Origin of the sequence: Halomonas pelophila (genome assembly GCF_040196315.1) — a bacterium.
Classification (GTDB): Bacteria; Pseudomonadota; Gammaproteobacteria; order Pseudomonadales; family Halomonadaceae; genus Halomonas; species Halomonas pelophila.
On the sequence record NZ_JBEGCI010000011.1, the window covers coordinates 37,945 to 55,301 of the forward strand.

Genomic DNA, 17,357 nt, shown 5'->3' on the forward strand with positions numbered 1-17,357 from the left:
CCGGAGCGGCTCAGCTGCCGGCCGGGCCACCCAGCGGGTCGGAGGGTCGGCGCGAGGGCGTGTCGTCGTCCTCGGTGTCGTCGCTCGCCGCCGGGCCCGTCTCGGCGCGCGGCTCGCCACCGGTGGGGGCGCCGCCGCTCGGGTCGTCCCAGCCCTCGGGGGGACGCGGGTCGCGACCGGCCATAATGTCCTTGAGCTGAGTGGAGTCGATGGTCTCGTACTTCATCAGCGCCTCGGCCATGGCGTCCAGCTTGTCGCGATTCTCGCTGAGGATCTTCTGGGCCTGCTCGTAGCAGCCGTCGATGATCTTGCGCACCTCCTTGTCGAGCTTGGAAGTGGTCTCGCCGGACTTGAGCTTGCCGCCCTGGCCGGGGCCGCCGAGGAACTGGTGCGACTCGTCCTCGTCGTACATGATCGGGCCCATCTCCTCGGAGAGGCCCCACTTGGCGACCATGTTGTGGGCCAGCTCGGTGGCGCGCTTGATGTCGTTGGAGGCGCCGGTGGTAACGCCGTTCGGCCCCAGGGTCATCTCCTCGGCGATGCGGCCGCCGAACAGCGAGCAGATCTGGCTGATGATCTGCTGGCGCGACAGGCTGTAGCGATCCTCCTCGGGGAGGAACATGGTCACGCCCAGCGCCCGGCCGCGGGGGATGATGGTCACCTTGTAGACCGGGTCGTGCTCCGGCATCACCAGGCCGATGATGGCGTGGCCCGACTCGTGATAGGCGGTATTGAGCTTCTCCTTGTCGGTCATGACCATGGACTTGCGCTCGGCGCCCATCATGATCTTGTCCTTGGCGAGCTCGAGCTCCTCCATGCCCACCAGACGCTTGTTGCGACGCGCGGCGAACAGCGCGGCCTCGTTGACCAGGTTGGCCAGGTCGGCGCCGGAGAAGCCGGGCGTGCCGCGGGCGATCAGCGACGGCTTGACGTCGTCGGCCAGCGGCACCTTGCGCAGGTGCACGTTGAGGATGTGCTCGCGGCCGCGGATATCCGGCAGCGGCACCACCACCTGGCGATCGAAGCGGCCCGGGCGCAGCAGCGCCGGGTCGAGCACGTCGGGACGGTTGGTGGCGGCGATGACGATGATGCCCTCGTTGGCCTCGAAGCCGTCCATCTCGACCAGCAGCTGGTTCAGCGTCTGCTCGCGTTCGTCGTTGCCGCCGCCCATGCCGGCGCCACGCGAACGGCCCACCGCATCGATCTCGTCGATGAAGATGATGCAGGGCGACTGCTTCTTGGCCTGCTCGAACATGTCACGCACGCGCGAGGCACCCACGCCGACGAACATCTCGACGAAGTCGGAACCGGAGATCGAGAAGAACGGCACCTTGGCCTCGCCGGCGATGGACTTGGCGAGCAGCGTCTTGCCGGTACCGGGCGGGCCGACCATCAGCACGCCGCGCGGAATGGTGCCGCCCAGGCGCTGGAACTTGGTCGGATCGCGCAGGAAGTCGACCAGCTCCTCGACCTCTTCCTTGGCCTCGTCGCAACCGGCGACGTCGGCGAAGGTGGTCTTGATCTGGTCCTGGGAGAGCAGCTTGGCCTTGGACTTGCCGAAGCTCATGGGCCCGCCCTTGCCGGCCCCACCGCCCTGCATCTGGCGCATGAAGAACATGAAGATGGCCAGGATCAGCAGGATCGGGAAGCTGGCGATCAGCAGGCGCATCCACAGGCTCTGCTGCTCGGGCTCCTTGCCCACCACGGTGACGTCATTGGCCAGCAGATCGTCCATCAGCTTGGGATCCTCCGCCGCCGGGCGGATGGTCCGGAACTGCGAGCCATCGGTGCGTTCACCGGCGATGGTGTAGCCATCGATGGTCACGCTCTTGACCTGCTGGTTCTGCACCTGCTGGACGAACTGGGAGTAGTTCATCGCCTGCGGTGAGCTGTCGACGCTGAAGTTGTTGAACACCGTCAGCAGCACTGCCGCGATGACCAACCACAGAATCAGGTTCTTCGCCATGTCGTTCAAGGGACTACCCTCATTGCAAGAATCTGTCGGCCGAAAATGCCTGGTCCTTCGACACTACATGAGCGGCACATGTTCAGCCAGCCTAGGGCCGGAGCGGGAATTACCGTCACTGTGACACAGTCGCGGCACCCTGTCCGGCCATCGGCCCATTAGGCGCTGCCTATCGTGGCAGTGCCCCGTATTGCGGCCGAGGCACGCCTCAGCCGCGAAATCCTTCCGCCAGCAGGTAGACCTCACGCGAGCGGGCCCGGGAGGCCTCCGGCTTGCGCGTCACCACGCGCTTGAAGCTGCCGCGCAGCTCCTTCAGGAACTCGTCGAACCCCTCGCCCTGGAAGACCTTGGCCAGGAAGGTGCCGCCGGGTGACAGCGTCTGGCGCGCCAGATCCAGGGCCAGCTCCACCAGGTACATCGCCTGGGGCTGGTCGATGGCGGCCATCCCACTCATATTGGGGGCCATGTCCGACATCACAAGGTCTACCGGACGATCGCCGAGGGTTTCGAGGATCGCCTCGAGCACGTGCGCTTCGGTGAAATCGCCCTGCACGATGTCGACGTCGGCCAGCGCATCCATCTCGAGGATGTCCGAGGCGATCACCACGCCGTCGGATCCGACCCTCTCGGCGGCCACCTGGCTCCACCCGCCCGGGGCGGCGCCCAGGTCGATCACGGTCATGCCGGGACGCAGCAGACGATCCTTCTCGTCCAGCGCCAGCAGCTTGTAGCTGGCCCGACTGCGGTAGCCGTCCTGCCAGCTCTGCTGCACGAAGCGGTCGTCGAAGTGCTCCTTCATCCAGCCCTTGCTGGTCTTGCTGACGGAGGAGGCCTTGCTGGCCGGCTTCTTGCCGGCAGCGCCCTTGGCGCGGGAAGCATGGGGACGTGCCACGGCATCACCTGTGAATGGCCATGAATGACAGGTAGTCGAGCGAAATCCGGGAAGACCCGAGGGAGGTGCGACGGGGTGCTGACCTGCGGACCCGGCCGATGGAGAAGCAGGCGGACAGGTAACGCGCTTTCGCCGCGGGACGATTCGCCGTACCATGTGCGCTGCGCGCCAACCGGGAAGAAGCAAGATACCATGAGCTTGTCACAGGCACAAAAGAAAGCATTTCGCAGCATCGGCCACCATCTCGACCCCGTGGTCACGGTCTCCGAGAACGGCGCCTCCGAAGGAGTGCTCGCCGAACTCGACCGGGCCCTGCGCGACCATGAGCTGGTCAAGGTCAAGCTCGCCCTGCCCGACCGCGACGACCGCGCGGCCATGCTCGACGAGCTGGTCACGGCGAGCGGCGCCGAGCTGGTGCAGAAGATCGGCAAGATGGCCCTGCTCTATCGCCACAACCCCAAGGTCAACCCGAAGCTCTCCAACATCACGCGCTTCGAGGAGCACCACGGGCGGCGCTGAGGCGACCGGCGGTCGATGATCGCCAGAGGCCACAACGCAAGACCGTAAAAAAGAAACCCCGCCGACTCCGGTCCGCGGGGTTTCTTCTTGTCTGGTATCTGCCTTTGCACCCGCCGCCCGTCACCGGGCGGCGTGGCGCTTGTGGCTTGTTGCTAAGCGCTTGGCGCTCAGAGGTGCTCGACGCTGGAGATCTCGTACTCGACCTCGCCACCGGGCGTCTTCACCACCACCACTTCGCCCTCTTCCTTGCCGATCAGGGCACGGGCGATGGGCGAGGTGACCGAGATGCGACGCGCCTTGATGTCGGCCTCGTCCTCGCCGACGATGCGGTAGGTCACCTCCTCGTCGTTATCGAGGTTGATCAGCCCCACGGTGACGCCGAAGATCACCTTGCCGGTCTGGGGCAGCTTGGTGACGTCGATCACCTGGGCGTTGGAGAGCTTGCCCTCGATCTCCTGGATGCGCCCCTCGATGAAGCCCTGCTGCTCGCGAGCCGCATGGTACTCGGCGTTCTCCTTCAGGTCGCCATGCTCGCGAGCCTCGGCGATGGCGGCAATCACCGTGGGACGCGCCTCGCCCTTCAGCTGCTCAAGCTCTTTGCGAAGCCGCTGCTCACCGGCGACGGTCATCGGGACCTTGTTCATTGCGTAGCTCCTGCATGCAGTTCCTGTAGCCGCCGCACGGTGATGGCGTTGCCATACTCGAGCGCCATGCACACGGCATTGGCTCCGGCCAGCGTGGTGGCATAGGGAACCTTGCGAGCGAGTGCGGTGCGGCGGATCACCGAGGAGTCGTTGATGGCCTGGCGGCCCTCGGTGGTGTTGACGATATAGGCGACCTCGTCGTTCTTGAGCAGATCGACGATATGGGGACGGCCTTCATAGACCTTGTTGACGATCTGGACCGGCAGGTCGGTGCCCTTGAGGGCCTCCGCCGTGCCACGGGTCGCGCACAGGGTGAACCCCAAGGTTACCAGAGAACGGGCCACCTCGATAACTCCCGCCTTGTCCGGATCGCGCACCGAGAGGAACGCCTTGCGCTCGCCCTCGAGCCGCGGGATCGCCTCGCCGGCACCCAGCTGCGCCTTGTAGAAGGCCTCGGCGAAGGTGTCGCCCGAGCCCATCACCTCGCCGGTGGACTTCATCTCCGGCGAGAGGATCGGATCGACGCCCGGGAACTTGTTGAACGGGAAGACCGCCTCCTTGACGCTGTAGAAGTGCGGCACAATCTCGCGCTCGAAGCCCTGCTCGGCCAGGGTCTGGCCGGCCATGCAGCGCGCGGCGATCTGGGCCAGGGAGGTGCCGATGCACTTGGAGACGAAGGGCACGGTGCGCGAGGCCCGCGGGTTGACCTCGATGACGTAGATCTCGCCGTCCTGCCAGGCCAGCTGGACGTTCATCAGGCCCTTGACGCCGAGCTCCACGGCCATCTGCTTAACCTGCTCGCGCATCGCGTCCTGCACCTCGGCGGGCAGCGAATAGGGCGGCAGCGCACAGGCGGAATCGCCGGAGTGCACGCCGGCCTGCTCGATGTGCTGCATGATGCCGCCGATCACCACCTGGCTGCCGTCGCTGACCGCATCGATGTCGATCTCGATCGCGGCATTCAGGAAGTGGTCGAGCAGCACCGGTGAGTCGTTGGAGACCTTCACCGCGTGGGTCATGTAGTTCTCTAGCTCGGAGGCGTCGTAGACGATCTCCATGGCTCGGCCGCCAAGCACGTAGCTCGGGCGCACCACCAGCGGGTAGCCGATCGCCTCGGCCTTGGCGAAGGCCTCGTCGAAGCTGCGCGCGGTGGCGTTGGGCGGCTGCTTGAGGCCCAGCTTGTCGATCATCTGCTGGAAGCGCTCGCGGTCCTCGGCGCGGTCGATGGCGTCCGGGGTGGTGCCGATGATCGGAACGCCGGCGGCCTCGAGCTCGCGGGCCAGCTTGAGCGGGGTCTGGCCGCCGAACTGCACGATCACGCCGACCGGCTGCTCCTTGTCGGCGATCTCCAGCACGTCCTCCAGGGTCACCGGCTCGAAGTAGAGGCGATCCGAGGTGTCGTAGTCGGTGGAGACGGTCTCCGGGTTGCAGTTGACCATGATGGTCTCGTAGCCGTCGTCGTGCATGGCGAAGGCGGCATGCACGCAGCAGTAGTCGAACTCGATGCCCTGGCCGATGCGGTTGGGCCCGCCGCCCAGCACCATGATCTTCTGCTTGTCGCTGACCTCGGCCTCGCACTCCTCCTCGTAGGTGGAGTACATGTAGGCGGTATCGGAGGCGAACTCCGCGGCACAGGTGTCGACGCGCTTGTAGACCGGGCGGATGCCGGCCCGCTGGCGGGTGCGCCGGAACTCCTTCTCGGCGACGCCCAGCAGGCGCGCCAGGCGGGCGTCACTGAAGCCCTTGCGCTTGAGCCGGTAGAGCTCGCGCGGCGTGAACTCGGAGAGCGAGCGCGTAGCCACCTCGGCCTCGATGCGGATCAGCTCCTCGATCTGCACCAGGAACCAGCGATCGATGTTGGTCAGCGCGAAGATCTCCTCGACGCTCATCCCGGCGCGCATGGCGTCGGCGACGAAGAAGATGCGCTCGGCCCCGGCGGCCTGCAGCTCGCCCTTGATGTGCGCCATGGCCTCGGCGGTGAACGCCCCGGGCTTCTGCTCGGGGAACACGGGATCCAGGCCGTCGTTGCCGGTCTCCATGCCGCGCAGCGCCTTGTGCAGCGACTCCTGGAAGGTCCGGCCGATGGCCATCACCTCGCCCACCGACTTCATCTGGGTGGTCAGGCGATCGTTGGCCTGGGGGAACTTCTCGAAGGTGAAGCGCGGGATCTTGGTGACCACGTAGTCGATGGCCGGCTCGAAGGACGCCGGGGTCCGGCCGCCGGTGATGTCGTTCTGCAGCTCGTCCAGGGTGTAGCCCACGGCCAGCTTGGCGGCGATCTTGGCGATCGGGAAGCCGGTGGCCTTGGAGGCCAGCGCCGAGGAGCGCGAGACCCGCGGGTTCATCTCGATGACCACCATGCGCCCGGTCTGCGGATCCATGCCGAACTGGACGTTGGAGCCGCCGGTCTCGACGCCGATCTCGCGCAACACCGCCAGCGAGGCGTCGCGCATGATCTGGTATTCCTTGTCGGTCAGCGTCTGGGCCGGGGCCACGGTGATGGAGTCGCCGGTGTGCACGCCCATCGGATCGAAGTTCTCGATGGCGCAGACGATGATGCAGTTGTCGTGCCTGTCGCGCACGACCTCCATCTCGTACTCCTTCCAGCCGAGCAGCGACTCGTCGATCAGCAGCTCGTGGTTGTTCGAGAGCTCGAAGCCACGCTGGCAGATCTCGTCGAACTCCTCCTTGTTGTAGGCCACGCCGCCGCCGGAGCCGCCCATGGTGTAGGAGGGGCGGATGATGGTCGGGAAGCCCAGCTCGGCCTGGATCTCCCAGGCCTCCTGCATGCTGTGGGCCACCTTGGCCTTGGGGCACTCCAGGCCGATGTTCTTCATCGCCTTGTCGAAGAGGTCGCGATCCTCGGCCTTGTTGATGGCGTCGGCGTTGGCACCGATCATCTCCACGCCGTACTTGGTCAGCACGCCGTGATGGTCGAGCTCCAGGGCGCAGTTCAGCGCGGTCTGCCCGCCCATGGTGGGCAGGATCGCGTCCGGGCGCTCGGCCTCGATGATCTTCTCCACCGCCTGCCAGGTGATCGGCTCGATGTAGGTGGCATCGGCCATCGCCGGGTCGGTCATGATGGTGGCCGGGTTGGAGTTGACCAGGATGACCCGGTAGCCCTCCTCACGCAGCGCCTTGCAGGCCTGGGCGCCGGAGTAGTCGAATTCGCAGGCCTGGCCGATGACGATGGGGCCAGCACCAATGATCAGGATGCTCTTGATGTCGGTACGCTTGGGCATGACGGTTTCCGCGGCTAATCGATGAATGACGGTCTGATGTAGGGCGATTCGCGCCTAGCGGCGTTCCTTCATCATGGTGACGAAACGGTCGAACAGCGGCGCCACGTCGCGCGGGCCCGGGCTCGCCTCGGGATGACCCTGGAAGCTGAAGGCCGGGCGGTCGGTGCGCTCGATGCCCTGCAGGGTGCCGTCGAACAATGAGCGATGGGTGGCGCGCAGGGTGGCCGGCAGGCTCGCCTCGTCGGCGGCGAAGCCGTGGTTCTGGCTGGTGATCATCACCTTGCCGGTGTCGAGGTCCTGCACCGGGTGGTTGGCGCCGTGGTGGCCATGGCCCATTTTCACCGTGGCGGCGCCGCTGGCCAGCGCCAGCAGCTGGTGACCCAGGCAGATGCCGAACAGCGGGATCTCGGTCTCGAGGAAGGCCTCGATGGCCTTGATGGCGTAGTCGCAGGGCTCGGGGTCGCCGGGGCCGTTGGAGAGGAAGATGCCGTCCGGGGCCATGGCCAGCACCTCGTCGGCCGGGGTCTGGGCCGGCACGACGGTCAGCCGGCAGCCGCGGGAGGCGAGCATGCGCAGGATGTTGCGCTTGGCGCCGAAGTCATAGGCGACCACGTGATAGGGACGCTCGATGGCGCTCGCATCGGCGTAGCCCTGGCCCAGGGTCCACTCGCCCTCGTTCCAGTCGTGGGACGTCTGGCAGGAGACCACCTTGGCCAGGTCCATGCCCTTGAGGCCGGGGAAGGCGCGGGCTGCCGCCAGGGCGCGCTCCACGGCGTCCTCACCCTCGGCCTCGCTGCCAGCCAGGATGGCGCCGTTCTGGGCACCCTTGTCGCGCAGGATGCGGGTCAGGCGGCGGGTATCGATATCGGCGATGCCCAGCACGTTCTCGCCCTTGAGGTAGTCGGAGAGCGACTGTTCGGAGCGGAAGCTGCTGGCCAGCAGCGGCAGGTCGCGGATCACCAGGCCCGCCGCGGCGATGCTGCCGGACTCGACGTCCTCGGCGTTGACGCCGGTGTTGCCGATATGGGGATAGGTAAGGGTGACGATCTGTCGGGTGTAGGAGGGGTCGGTCAGGATTTCCTGGTAGCCGGTCATGGCCGTATTGAACACCACCTCACCGCTGGTTTGTCCATCGGCACCGATGGCCGTGCCGTGGAATACACTTCCGTCTTCCAGGGCCAGTATCGCGGGTCTGTTCAATGCTAGGTCCTCCCAAGTGTTAACAGCTCGTCAAGGAATGCCGTTCGCCGGGCCGTAAAAAAGCGGGACGAACCCGATGGCTAGACCGGTTTCATCCCGCTTGTTGTCATTCGCTCGGAATGCCTGGGCCGAAGCAACAAGCGCGTTGAAGGGGCTTTCGCCCGTGCGCCCGGCCAAAATTTTGGGGATATTACAGGAAACGACGCCCCGCGACTACCCCCGAGGAATTACCACCCAAGCCCGTCGCAGTTAGCTGGCTCGGCTCGGAGCTAATCTGGCGACAACCCCTCGAGGAGGCGCTGTGAATTCCTCCCTGTAAGCTACCTACGCCCTCCCTGGCGTAGGACCTTCTCTTAGGCTTGTCCCCAGCGCTCCTCACATCGTGGGGCTGCGATGCCCGGGGTGCCCTCTTCACTACAGGCCCAGCACATCTTGCATCGCATAGCGGCCGTTGCCCTGGCCGGCCACCCAGCGCGCCGCGCGCACCGCGCCCTTGGCGAAGGTCATGCGGCTCGAGGCCTTGTGGGTGATCTCAATGCGCTCGCCCTCGGTGGCGAACATCACGGTGTGCTCGCCGACGATGTCGCCGGCGCGCACGGTGGCGAAGCCGATCTCCTTGTCGGTACGCGGGCCGCACTGGCCGACCCGCTCGAACACGCCGTACTCCTTGAGCGGGCGCTCCAGGGCGTCAGCCATCACCTCGCCCATCTTGAGCGCCGTGCCGGAGGGGGCGTCGACCTTGTGGCGATGGTGGGACTCGATCACCTCGATGTCGTAGCCCTCGTCGCCCAGCGCCCTGGCCGCGGTCTCCAGGAGCTTGAGGGTCAGGTTGACCCCCACGCTCATGTTCGGCGCGAAGACCATCGGCACGCGATCGCCATAGCCGTCGAGCTCGGCGAGCTCGGCGTCATCGAGCCCGGTGGTGCCGATGACGATGCGCTTGCCGTGCTCGGCGCAGAAGGCCAGGTTGGCCAGCGTGACCCGCGGGGCGGTGAAGTCGATCAGCACGTCGAAGTCGTCGACGATGGCGCCGAGGCTGTCCGCCGCCGTCACGCCCAGCTTGCCGATGCCGGCCAGCTCGCCGATATCGGCGCCGACGAGCGAGCTGCCCGGCTCGACGATCCCGCCGGCCAGGGTGGCCTCGGCGTCCTGCTGCACGGCGTTGACCAGGGTGCGGCCCATGCGGCCGGCGACGCCGACGATGGCGATACGGGTCATGCGGACTCCTGCGAATGCGATGGTTGGGAAATGGCTGCAGTATACCAGAGGGGCGCCCGCGCCGGGTGGCCGCCCCGCGGCACTCCCCCCACACTGGGCATATCGATGCCGAGGGCCGTCACCATGCCTGCACCGAGCGAACACCTCCCCGCAGACCACCCCCTGCTGGCCCTGCTGCAGCGGCATGACCGCGTGCTGGTGGTCGGCGCCCCGGGCAGCGGCAAGAGCACCCTGGTGCGTGCCGCCGCGGCGTCGCTGGCCCACCGGAACCAGGCGTGTCACTGCCTGAGCGCCGATCCGGGACTGCCCGCCATCGGACCGCCCGGCGCGGCCTGCCTGGGCCGCTGGCAGGCCGGAGACTGGCGGCTCGAGGCCCTCGCCGCCCTGGCCACCCTGGATGCCGCCCGCTTCCGGCTGCCGCTGGTGCAGGCGGTGCGACGCCTGGCCGAGCAGGCGCCCGTCGGGGCGCTGCTGCTGGATGCCCCGGGGGTGGTGCGCGGCGCTGCCGGGGCCGAGCTGCTGCCGGCACTGGCGGAGGCCGCCAGCATCGGCGCCCTGCTGTTGCTGGCAGCGGAAGGCACCCCCTTCCCGCTCCAGGAAGAGTGTCACGCCCTGGGCCTGGAGGCCGTCACCCTGGCACCGGAGCCGCATGTCCGCCACCCCGGAAAGCGTCGACGCCGCCAGCGTCGCAGCGACGACTGGGATGCGTGGCTGGCGTCGGCCCGCGAGACCGTGCTCGCGCTGCCCGCACTGGCCCTGACCGGCAACGCCCCGCCGCGCAGCGCCCCCGAGGCCTGGGCAGGGCGCCAGGTTGGGCTGCTCGATACGCGGGGCGACACCCTGGGGCTGGGCGAGATCCTGGCGCTGGAGGGTGACCGGCTGCGGATTCGCACGCCCAGGCTTGTCGGCAGGCCCCATGCCCTGGTGGTTCGCGATGCCCGTCGCGGGCGGGACGGCCAGCTGGGCACCGCCCGCCCCCACGCCTCCACCCTCGGCACGCCTGCGCCGGACGACATCCCCGCGCCCCTGAAAAGCCGCGACGGCCCGCGCCCCCGGGCCGACCTCGGCACCGTCACCGCGATCCTGGTCAACGGCGTCTACGGCGACCCGCTGCTGCACCTTCGGCTGCGCCATCAGTCGCGCAGCCTGCTGTTCGACCTGGGCGACCCCGGCCGCCTGCCGGCTCGCCTCGCCCACCAGGTCAGCGACGTCTTCATCAGCCATGCCCACTTCGACCACATCGGCGGCTTCCTGTGGCTGCTGCGCTCGCGCATCGGCGAGTACCCGCCCTGCCGGCTCTATGGCCCACCGGGGCTGGCGGAGCACCTGCAGGGGCTGGTGGGCGGCATCCTCTGGGACCGGGTCGGCGAGAAGGCGCCCCGCTTCGAGGTCGGCGAACTGCATGGCGAGCGCCTCCTACGCTGGGAGATCGTCGCCGGCGAGGCGCGCCCCAGGCCCCTGCCCGAACGCCCGGCCCTCGGCGGCCTGCTGCATGAGGAGCTCGGCTTTCGCGTGCGGGCCACGATCCTCGACCACGGCACGCCGGTGCTGGCTTTTGCCCTGGAGCCCGACCGGCAGGTCGCGGTACGCCAGGAGCGGCTGGAGGATCATGGCTGGCCGCCGGGCCCCTGGCTCGGCACGCTCAAGCAGCATGTCCTGGCGGGCGAGGGGGAGGCCCGGGTCCGGCTGCCGGACGGCACCACCCGGACCGCGGCCCGACTGGCGGCGCTGCTGCTGATGACACGGCCGGGGGAGCGGCTGGTCTATGCCACCGACCTGGGCGACACCGCTGCGAACCGACGGCGCCTGGTCGCACTGGCGCGGGGCGCCCGGGTACTCTTCTGCGAGGCCCCCTTCCTGGAGGCAGAGGAGGAACAGGCCCGACGCACCGGCCACCTGACCGCCCGGGCCTGCGGCGAGATCGCCGCGGCAGCCGGGGTGGCGCGACTGGTGCCCTTCCACTTCTCGCGGCGCCATATCACCGACGCCCGCCGCCTTCACGACGAGGCCCGCCTCGCCTTTACCGGCGAGGCAGTGGGCGATGGCAACAGCGGCTAGCCGGCCGCGCGGCCGTGGCGCAGCAGCATCGCAATCGCCACCACCACCAGCAGGCTGCCCGGCAGCCAGACCCAGTCGATCCGCCCCGGGTCGCGGACGAACAGCAGCAGCATCGAGACGAAGGGCACCAGGTAGCTGTAGGCGGTGACCGCCCCCGGCGTCAGCACCGCGGTGGCGCGCTGCAGCAGCCAGAAGGTCAGGGCGCTGGAGAAGAGACCCAGATAGACCAGCAGCAGCAGGTCGCGACCGGTCATGCTCGCCAGGCGCGCCACCGGCTCGACGGCGAGGCCCGCCAGCCCGACCAGGAGGGCGCCGAGCCCCAGGCTCCAGAAGGTGCGCACCGCCGCCGACGCCGGCAGGCGCCCCGTCGTCATTCCCCACTTGCTGAGCACCGGATAGAGCGCCGTGGCCAGACAGCCGAGGAAGAACACGGCCTCGCCGATGCCGAAGCGCAGGCGCCCGCCCTGCCCCAGGGACTCGGCGATAGCCAGCCCCAGCGCCCCCGCCGCGCCGAGCGCCAGGATCGCCGGCAGCCGCCAGCTCAGCCGCTCGACCCCGAAGCCCGCCCCGAGCAGGAAGGCCAGCAGCGGCACCGTGACGAACAGGGTGGCCATGGAGAGCGCCGTGGCATGGTGTGCCGCCCAGAACATGGCGCCGAAGAAGCCGGCCAGGCACAGCCCCATCAGGGCGTAGAGCGGCAGGGTCCGCCCGTCGGGCAGGAAATCCGGCGAGCGCCGGGCCAGCCACCACAGGCCCGCACAGGCGATCAGAAAGCGCAGTGCGGTCAGCGAGAGCGGTGGCAACTCGCTCATCACCCCCACCGCGGGGAACGAGAGCCCCACCAGCACCGCCCACAACAGCATGCCGAGGTGGGCGGCACGGACCGAGCGAGGCTCGTTCAATTTTCCCAGACGATCTCCAGGGTCACCCCCGCGAGCCCCTCGAGGGCGGCGTTCACCTTGCCCTCCAGGCGATCCAGGCTCTCGTCATCCAGGCTCTCGACGGCCACGCTGAGGTGCGTCGGACGGGCCTCGAGCAGGCAGCTGCCCTCGTCGAAGCGTACCCGCGCCTGGGTCTCCTCGCGGTCGATCGGCTGGGCATCGACCCACTCCTGGCAGAGGCGCTCGATCAGCCCCTTGGCATCCTCGGCGGGAATATCGGCACGTGAAATCGGCATGGGGGACTCCGGGTTCCTTGGACATGAGTCTCCAAGACTATGCCGCCCACCCCCGCCAACGCCACCCCGCCTGCCGGGCCGTCACGCGATGACCGCGCACTATGCTGTGGCACAGGACATCGTCATGACGCGGGAGGGGCGGCAATGATCATCAACTGCGTGGCCTACGAGAAAGGGCATCGCCTGCACGACATCGCGACCGAGGAGATCGGCGACATCCTGGGGCACCCGGATCGCTTCGTGTGGGTAGCCCTGCACGAGCCCGACGCGGCGGAGATGGCCCGTTTCCAGGCGATCTTCGGCCTGCACGAGCTGGCCGTGGAGGACGCCCTGAACGGGGGCCAGCGGCCCAAGCTCGAGGAGTACGGCGAGGCGCTGTTCGTGACCATGCACATGGTCACCCTGCGCGACGACCAGCTGGAAACCGGCCAGGTGGCGGTGTTCGCCGGCCCCGGCTACGTGCTTTCGGTGCGCCATCACCCGAGCCGGGGCTTCGCCGAGGTGCGCCGGCGCTGCGAGCGGGAGCCGAAGCTGCTCAGGCACGGCCCGGCCTTCGTGATCTACGCCCTGATGGACGCCATCGTCGACCGCTACTTCCCGGTGGTCGAGGCGCTGCAGGCGGAGCTCGAGAGCATCGAGGACCAGATCTTCGTCCGCGGCACGGCGCGCCAGAGCCTGGAGCGGCTCTATCAGCTCAAGCGCCAGACCATGCGGCTCAAGCACGCCTCAATGCCGCTGGGCGAGGCCGCCGGCCACCTCTCGGGCATCAGGGTGCCGGGCCTGTGCCGCAAGACCCGGGAGTACTTCCGCGACGTCTACGACCACCTGAGCCGCATCGAGGCGGCGGTGGACACCATCCGCGAGATGACCATCACGGCGATCCAGGTGAACCTCTCGATGGTGGCCATCGACGAGGGCGAGGTGCACAAGCGGCTCGCGGCCTGGGCCGCCATCTTCGCGGTGGCCACCATCCTCGCCGGGATCTGGGGCATGAACTTCAGCCACATGCCGGAGCTCGACTGGCGCCTGGGCTACCCCCTGGCCCTGCTGGTGATGGGCGGCGCCTGCGGCTGGCTCTACTGGCGCTTTCGCCGCGCCGGCTGGCTGTAGCGATCGGCGCCGCACGCCGCCGCTCAGGAGCGGACACGAAAAGACCCCGCCTCCTCTCGGAGCGCGGGGCCTCGTCGTGTTCGGCGGGACGGCCCTTAGGGCTTCATGTCCTCGAAGAACTTCTTCACGCCGTCGAAGAAGCTCGACTTCTTCGGCGAGTGATGGCTCTTGCTGCCCTCCAGGCTGTCCTGGAAGGCGCGCAGCAGATCCTTCTGCTCCTCGCTTAGCTTGACCGGCGTCTCCACCACGACCTTGCACAGCAGATCGCCGGGGGGGCCGCCGCGCACCGGCTTGACGCCCTTGCCGCGCAGGCGGAACAGCTTGCCGGTCTGGGTCTCGGGCGGAATCTTCAGCTTGACCCGAGCGTCCAGGGTGGGCACCTCGAGCTCGCCGCCGAGGGCGGCGTCGACGAAGTTGATCGGCACCTCGCACTGCAGGTGACGGCCGTCGCGCTGGAAGATGTGGTGCGGCTTGATCGCCACCTGCACATAGAGATCCCCGGGCGGTCCGCCGTTGACGCCGGCTTCGCCCTCGCCGTTCAGGCGAATGCGATCGCCGGTATCCACGCCGGCCGGGATCTTCACCGAGAGGGTGCGGGTCTCGCGCACGCGGCCCTCGCCATGGCACTTGTGGCACGGCACCTTGATGTGCTCGCCGCCGCCGTGGCAGGTCGGGCAGGTCTGCTGCACGGCGAAGAAGCCCTGCTGCATGCGCACCTGACCCATGCCGTTACAGGTCGGGCAGGTCTCCTTGCTGGAACCCGGCTCGGCACCGCCGCCGTCACAGCGCTCGCACTCGACATGGCGCGGCACGCGGATATCCACGCTGGTGCCGGCCACGGCGTCCTCGAGGTCGAGCTCGAGGTTGTAGCGAAGGTCGCTGCCGCGCTGCGGGGCATTGGGGTGGCGACGACCGCCGCCCCCGCCGAAGATATCGCCGAAGACGTCGCCGAAGATGTCGCTGAAGCCGCCGGCACCGGCCCCCGCGCCACCGAAGCCGCCGCCGGCCTGGCCGTCCACCCCGGCATGGCCGAACTGGTCGTAGGCCGCACGCTTCTCGCCGTCGCTCAGGACCTCGTAGGCCTCGGAGACCTCGCGGAACTTCTCGGCTGCCGAGTCATCATCCGGATTGCGGTCCGGATGGAATTTCTGGGCGAGGCGTCGGTAGGCCTTCTTGATGTCCTTCTGGTCGGCACCGCGCTCGACGCCCAGTACTTCGTAATAGTCACGCTTGGACATGAGTCTGTCCGCCTCCGTAGGGACTCTGCGGAAACACCAACGCGGGAGTCAGGCCCCCGCGCTGGCATCATCCGTCAAACAGATGTCGTGGTTTACTGCTTCTTCTGGTCGTCGTTGACTTCTTCGTACTCGGCGTCGACCACGTCATCTTCCTGCTTGGCGGCGGCCTCATCGGCCTCACCGGCCTGCTGCGCGGCCTCACCCTGCTCGGCGTACATCTTCTGCGCCAGGGTGCCGGAGGCCTCGGTCAGCTTGTCGAGCTTGGCCTGGATGTCCTCCTGGTCGTCGCCCTTGATCGCCTCTTCCAGCTCGGATGCGGCGGTTTCGATGGCCTGCTTCTCCTCGTCGCTGGCCTTGTCGCCGGCCTCTTCGAGGGTCTTGCGGGCGGCGTGGATCATGCCGTCGGCCTGGTTGCGAAGCTGGACCAGTTCCTCGAACTTCTTGTCCTCGTCGGCGTGAGCCTCGGCGTCCTGGACCATCTGCTCGACTTCTTCCTCGGACAGGCCGCTGGAGGCCTTGATCACGATGGACTGCTCCTTGCCGGTGGCCTTGTCCTTGGCAGACACGTTCAGGATACCGTTGGCGTCCAGGTCGAAGGCGACCTCGATCTGCGGCACGCCGCGCGGCGCCGGCGGGATGTCGGCCAGGTCGAAGCGACCGAGCGACTTGTTGCCGGTGGACTGCTTGCGCTCGCCCTGCAGCACGTGAATGGTCACGGCCGTCTGGTTGTCATCCGCGGTCGAGAAGGTCTGCGTCTTCTTGGTCGGGATGGTGGTGTTCTTCTCGATCAGCGGCGTCATCACGCCACCCAGGGTCTCGATGCCCAGGGTCAGCGGGGTGACGTCGAGCAGCAGCACGTCCTTGACGTCACCGCCCAGCACGCCGCCCTGGATCGCCGCGCCCACGGCCACGGCCTCGTCCGGGTTGACGTCCTTGCGGGCGTCCTTGCCGAAGAACTCGGCCACGGACTTCTGCACCATGGGCATGCGGGTCTGACCGCCGACCAGGATGACGTCGTCGATCTCGCCGTTGGACAGGCCGGCATCCTTGAGCGCGGTCTTGCACGGCTCGAGGGAGCGCTTGACCAGCTCCTCCACCAGCGACTCCAGCTTGGCCCGGGTCACCTTCACGTTGAGGTGCTTGGGACCGGTGTTGTCGGCGGTGATGTAGGGCAGGTTGACGTCGGTCTGCTGGGCGCTGGACAGCTCGATCTTGGCCTTCTCGGCGGCTTCCTTGAGGCGCTGCATGGCCAGGTTGTCGCCGGACAGGTCGATGCCGCTGTCGGCCTTGAACTGATCGACCAGGTAGTTGATCAGCTTCATGTCGAAGTCTTCGCCGCCCAGGAAGGTGTCGCCGTTGGTGGCCAGCACCTCGAACTGAGTCTCGCCGTCGACGTCGGCCACTTCGATGATGGAGATATCGAAGGTGCCGCCACCCAGGTCATAGACCGCGATGGTCTTGTCGCCGCGCGCCTTGTCCATGCCGTAGGCCAGGGCGGCCGCGGTCGGCTCGTTGATGATGCGCTTGACCTCGAGGCCGGCGATGCGACCCGCGTCCTTGGTGGCCTGACGCTGGGAGTCGTTGAAGTAGGCCGGCACGGTGATCACCGCCTCGGTCACTTCCTCGCCCAGGTAGTCCTCGGCGGTCTTCTTCATCTTCTTCAGGACTTCGGCGCTGACCTGCGGCGGCGCCAGCTTCTTGTCCTTGACCTGCACCCAGGCGTCGCCGTTGTCGGCTTCGGTGATGGTGTAGGGGACCATCTTGACGTCCTTCTGGACGACATCGTCCTTGAAGCGACGGCCGATCAGGCGCTTGATGGCGTACAGGGTGTTCTGGGGGTTGGTGACCGCCTGGCGCTTGGCCGCCTGGCCCACCAGCGTCTCACCGTCGTCGGTGTAGGCGATGATGGACGGCGTAGTGCGCGCGCCTTCAGCGTTCTCGATCACCTTGGCCTGGTCACCGTCGAGCACGGCGACGCAAGAGTTGGTGGTCCCCAGGTCAATACCGATGATGCGTCCCATAGGAAATCCTCAAACTGGCAGTTGAATTCGTGATCTGCGGCTTTCGCCGCGGGGTTGCCGTCTATCTGGGGG

General features: G+C 67.8%; 13 protein-coding genes. 3 read left to right on the top strand and 10 right to left on the bottom strand.

What is annotated here, in order from left to right; translation table 11 throughout:
- Positions 1–10 precede the first annotated feature (10 nt).
- Both ftsH and rlmE read right to left on the bottom strand, forming a co-directional pair.
- Positions 11–1,975, bottom strand: coding sequence for an ATP-dependent zinc metalloprotease FtsH (gene ftsH / locus ABE957_RS12840; RefSeq protein ID WP_349759080.1), 1,965 nt, complete (start codon positions 1,973–1,975; stop codon positions 11–13).
- 199 nt (positions 1,976–2,174) lie between these two features.
- Complete coding sequence (rlmE, locus tag ABE957_RS12845; RefSeq protein WP_349759081.1) at positions 2,175–2,858, bottom strand: 23S rRNA (uridine(2552)-2'-O)-methyltransferase RlmE; 684 nt, start codon at positions 2,856–2,858, stop codon at positions 2,175–2,177.
- A gap of 192 nt (positions 2,859–3,050) precedes the next feature.
- On the opposite strand from rlmE, the gene yhbY reads away from it, so the two are divergent.
- On the top strand, positions 3,051–3,377 hold the full coding sequence (gene yhbY, locus ABE957_RS12850; RefSeq protein ID WP_349759082.1) for a ribosome assembly RNA-binding protein YhbY: 327 nt from the start codon (positions 3,051–3,053) through the stop codon (positions 3,375–3,377).
- A 167-nt stretch (positions 3,378–3,544) separates the two neighbouring features.
- Here the strand turns inward: yhbY and greA are convergent, their stop codons facing one another.
- From greA to dapB, 4 genes are all read right to left on the bottom strand, one after another.
- Positions 3,545–4,021 (bottom strand): transcription elongation factor GreA, encoded by a 477-nt coding sequence (gene greA, locus ABE957_RS12855; protein ID WP_349759083.1) that lies wholly within the window; start codon positions 4,019–4,021, stop codon positions 3,545–3,547.
- Entirely contained in the window at positions 4,018–7,263 is a 3,246-nt protein-coding gene (carB, locus tag ABE957_RS12860; protein ID WP_349759084.1) for a carbamoyl-phosphate synthase large subunit, read from the bottom strand. Before carB ends, greA begins: the two co-directional genes overlap by 4 nt.
- Before the next feature lie 54 nt (positions 7,264–7,317).
- The gene (carA, locus tag ABE957_RS12865; protein ID WP_349759085.1) at positions 7,318–8,463 is read right to left on the bottom strand and encodes a glutamine-hydrolyzing carbamoyl-phosphate synthase small subunit; all 1,146 of its coding nucleotides are present in this window, start codon (positions 8,461–8,463) and stop codon (positions 7,318–7,320) included.
- A gap of 414 nt (positions 8,464–8,877) precedes the next feature.
- Positions 8,878–9,681 carry a 4-hydroxy-tetrahydrodipicolinate reductase gene (gene dapB / locus ABE957_RS12870; RefSeq protein ID WP_349759086.1) on the bottom strand — a complete coding sequence of 268 codons (804 nt, stop codon included), beginning with the start codon at positions 9,679–9,681 and terminating at the stop codon, positions 8,878–8,880.
- A 123-nt stretch (positions 9,682–9,804) separates the two neighbouring features.
- On the opposite strand from dapB, the gene ABE957_RS12875 reads away from it, so the two are divergent.
- Positions 9,805–11,739, top strand: a complete 1,935-nt coding sequence (locus ABE957_RS12875; RefSeq protein ID WP_349759087.1) for an MBL fold metallo-hydrolase — start codon at positions 9,805–9,807, stop codon at positions 11,737–11,739.
- Here the strand turns inward: ABE957_RS12875 and ABE957_RS12880 are convergent.
- Both ABE957_RS12880 and ABE957_RS12885 read right to left on the bottom strand, forming a co-directional pair.
- Positions 11,736–12,641, bottom strand: a complete 906-nt coding sequence (locus tag ABE957_RS12880) for a DMT family transporter (protein WP_349759088.1) — start codon at positions 12,639–12,641, stop codon at positions 11,736–11,738. The genes ABE957_RS12875 and ABE957_RS12880 overlap by 4 nt on opposite strands.
- Positions 12,638–12,916, bottom strand: a complete 279-nt coding sequence (locus tag ABE957_RS12885) for a DUF2218 domain-containing protein (protein WP_349759089.1) — start codon at positions 12,914–12,916, stop codon at positions 12,638–12,640. Before ABE957_RS12885 ends, ABE957_RS12880 begins: the two co-directional genes overlap by 4 nt.
- Positions 12,917–13,060: 144 nt before the next feature.
- Between ABE957_RS12885 and corA the strand changes: the two genes are divergently transcribed.
- On the top strand, positions 13,061–14,026 hold the full coding sequence (gene corA / locus ABE957_RS12890) for a magnesium/cobalt transporter CorA (RefSeq protein ID WP_349759090.1): 966 nt from the start codon (positions 13,061–13,063) through the stop codon (positions 14,024–14,026).
- Positions 14,027–14,121: 95 nt separating this feature from the next.
- Here corA and dnaJ read toward each other — a convergent pair whose 3' ends face one another.
- Positions 14,122–15,264: a molecular chaperone DnaJ gene (dnaJ, locus tag ABE957_RS12895; RefSeq protein WP_349759091.1), complete on the bottom strand. Its 1,143-nt coding sequence runs from the start codon at positions 15,262–15,264 to the stop codon at positions 14,122–14,124.
- A 92-nt stretch (positions 15,265–15,356) separates the two neighbouring features.
- The gene (gene dnaK, locus ABE957_RS12900) at positions 15,357–17,285 is read right to left on the bottom strand and encodes a molecular chaperone DnaK (RefSeq protein WP_349759092.1); all 1,929 of its coding nucleotides are present in this window, start codon (positions 17,283–17,285) and stop codon (positions 15,357–15,359) included.
- Positions 17,286–17,357: the final 72 nt, after the last annotated feature.

Bases quoted from the DNA above. Each gene is read 5' to 3' on its own strand.
- dapB (WP_349759086.1), bottom strand. From the start codon at position 9,681: ATGACCCGTATCGCCATCGTCGGCGTCGCCGGCCGCATGGGCCGCACC.
- dnaJ (WP_349759091.1), bottom strand. From the start codon at position 15,264: ATGTCCAAGCGTGACTATTACGAAGTACTGGGCGTCGAGCGCGGTGCC.
- dnaK (WP_349759092.1), bottom strand. From the start codon at position 17,285: ATGGGACGCATCATCGGTATTGACCTGGGGACCACCAACTCTTGCGTC.
- yhbY (WP_349759082.1), top strand. From the start codon at position 3,051: ATGAGCTTGTCACAGGCACAAAAGAAAGCATTTCGCAGCATCGGCCAC.
- corA (WP_349759090.1), top strand. From the start codon at position 13,061: ATGATCATCAACTGCGTGGCCTACGAGAAAGGGCATCGCCTGCACGAC.
- greA (WP_349759083.1), bottom strand. From the start codon at position 4,021: ATGAACAAGGTCCCGATGACCGTCGCCGGTGAGCAGCGGCTTCGCAAA.
- ABE957_RS12885 (WP_349759089.1), bottom strand. From the start codon at position 12,916: ATGCCGATTTCACGTGCCGATATTCCCGCCGAGGATGCCAAGGGGCTG.
- ABE957_RS12875 (WP_349759087.1), top strand. From the start codon at position 9,805: ATGCCTGCACCGAGCGAACACCTCCCCGCAGACCACCCCCTGCTGGCC.
- carB (WP_349759084.1), bottom strand. From the start codon at position 7,263: ATGCCCAAGCGTACCGACATCAAGAGCATCCTGATCATTGGTGCTGGC.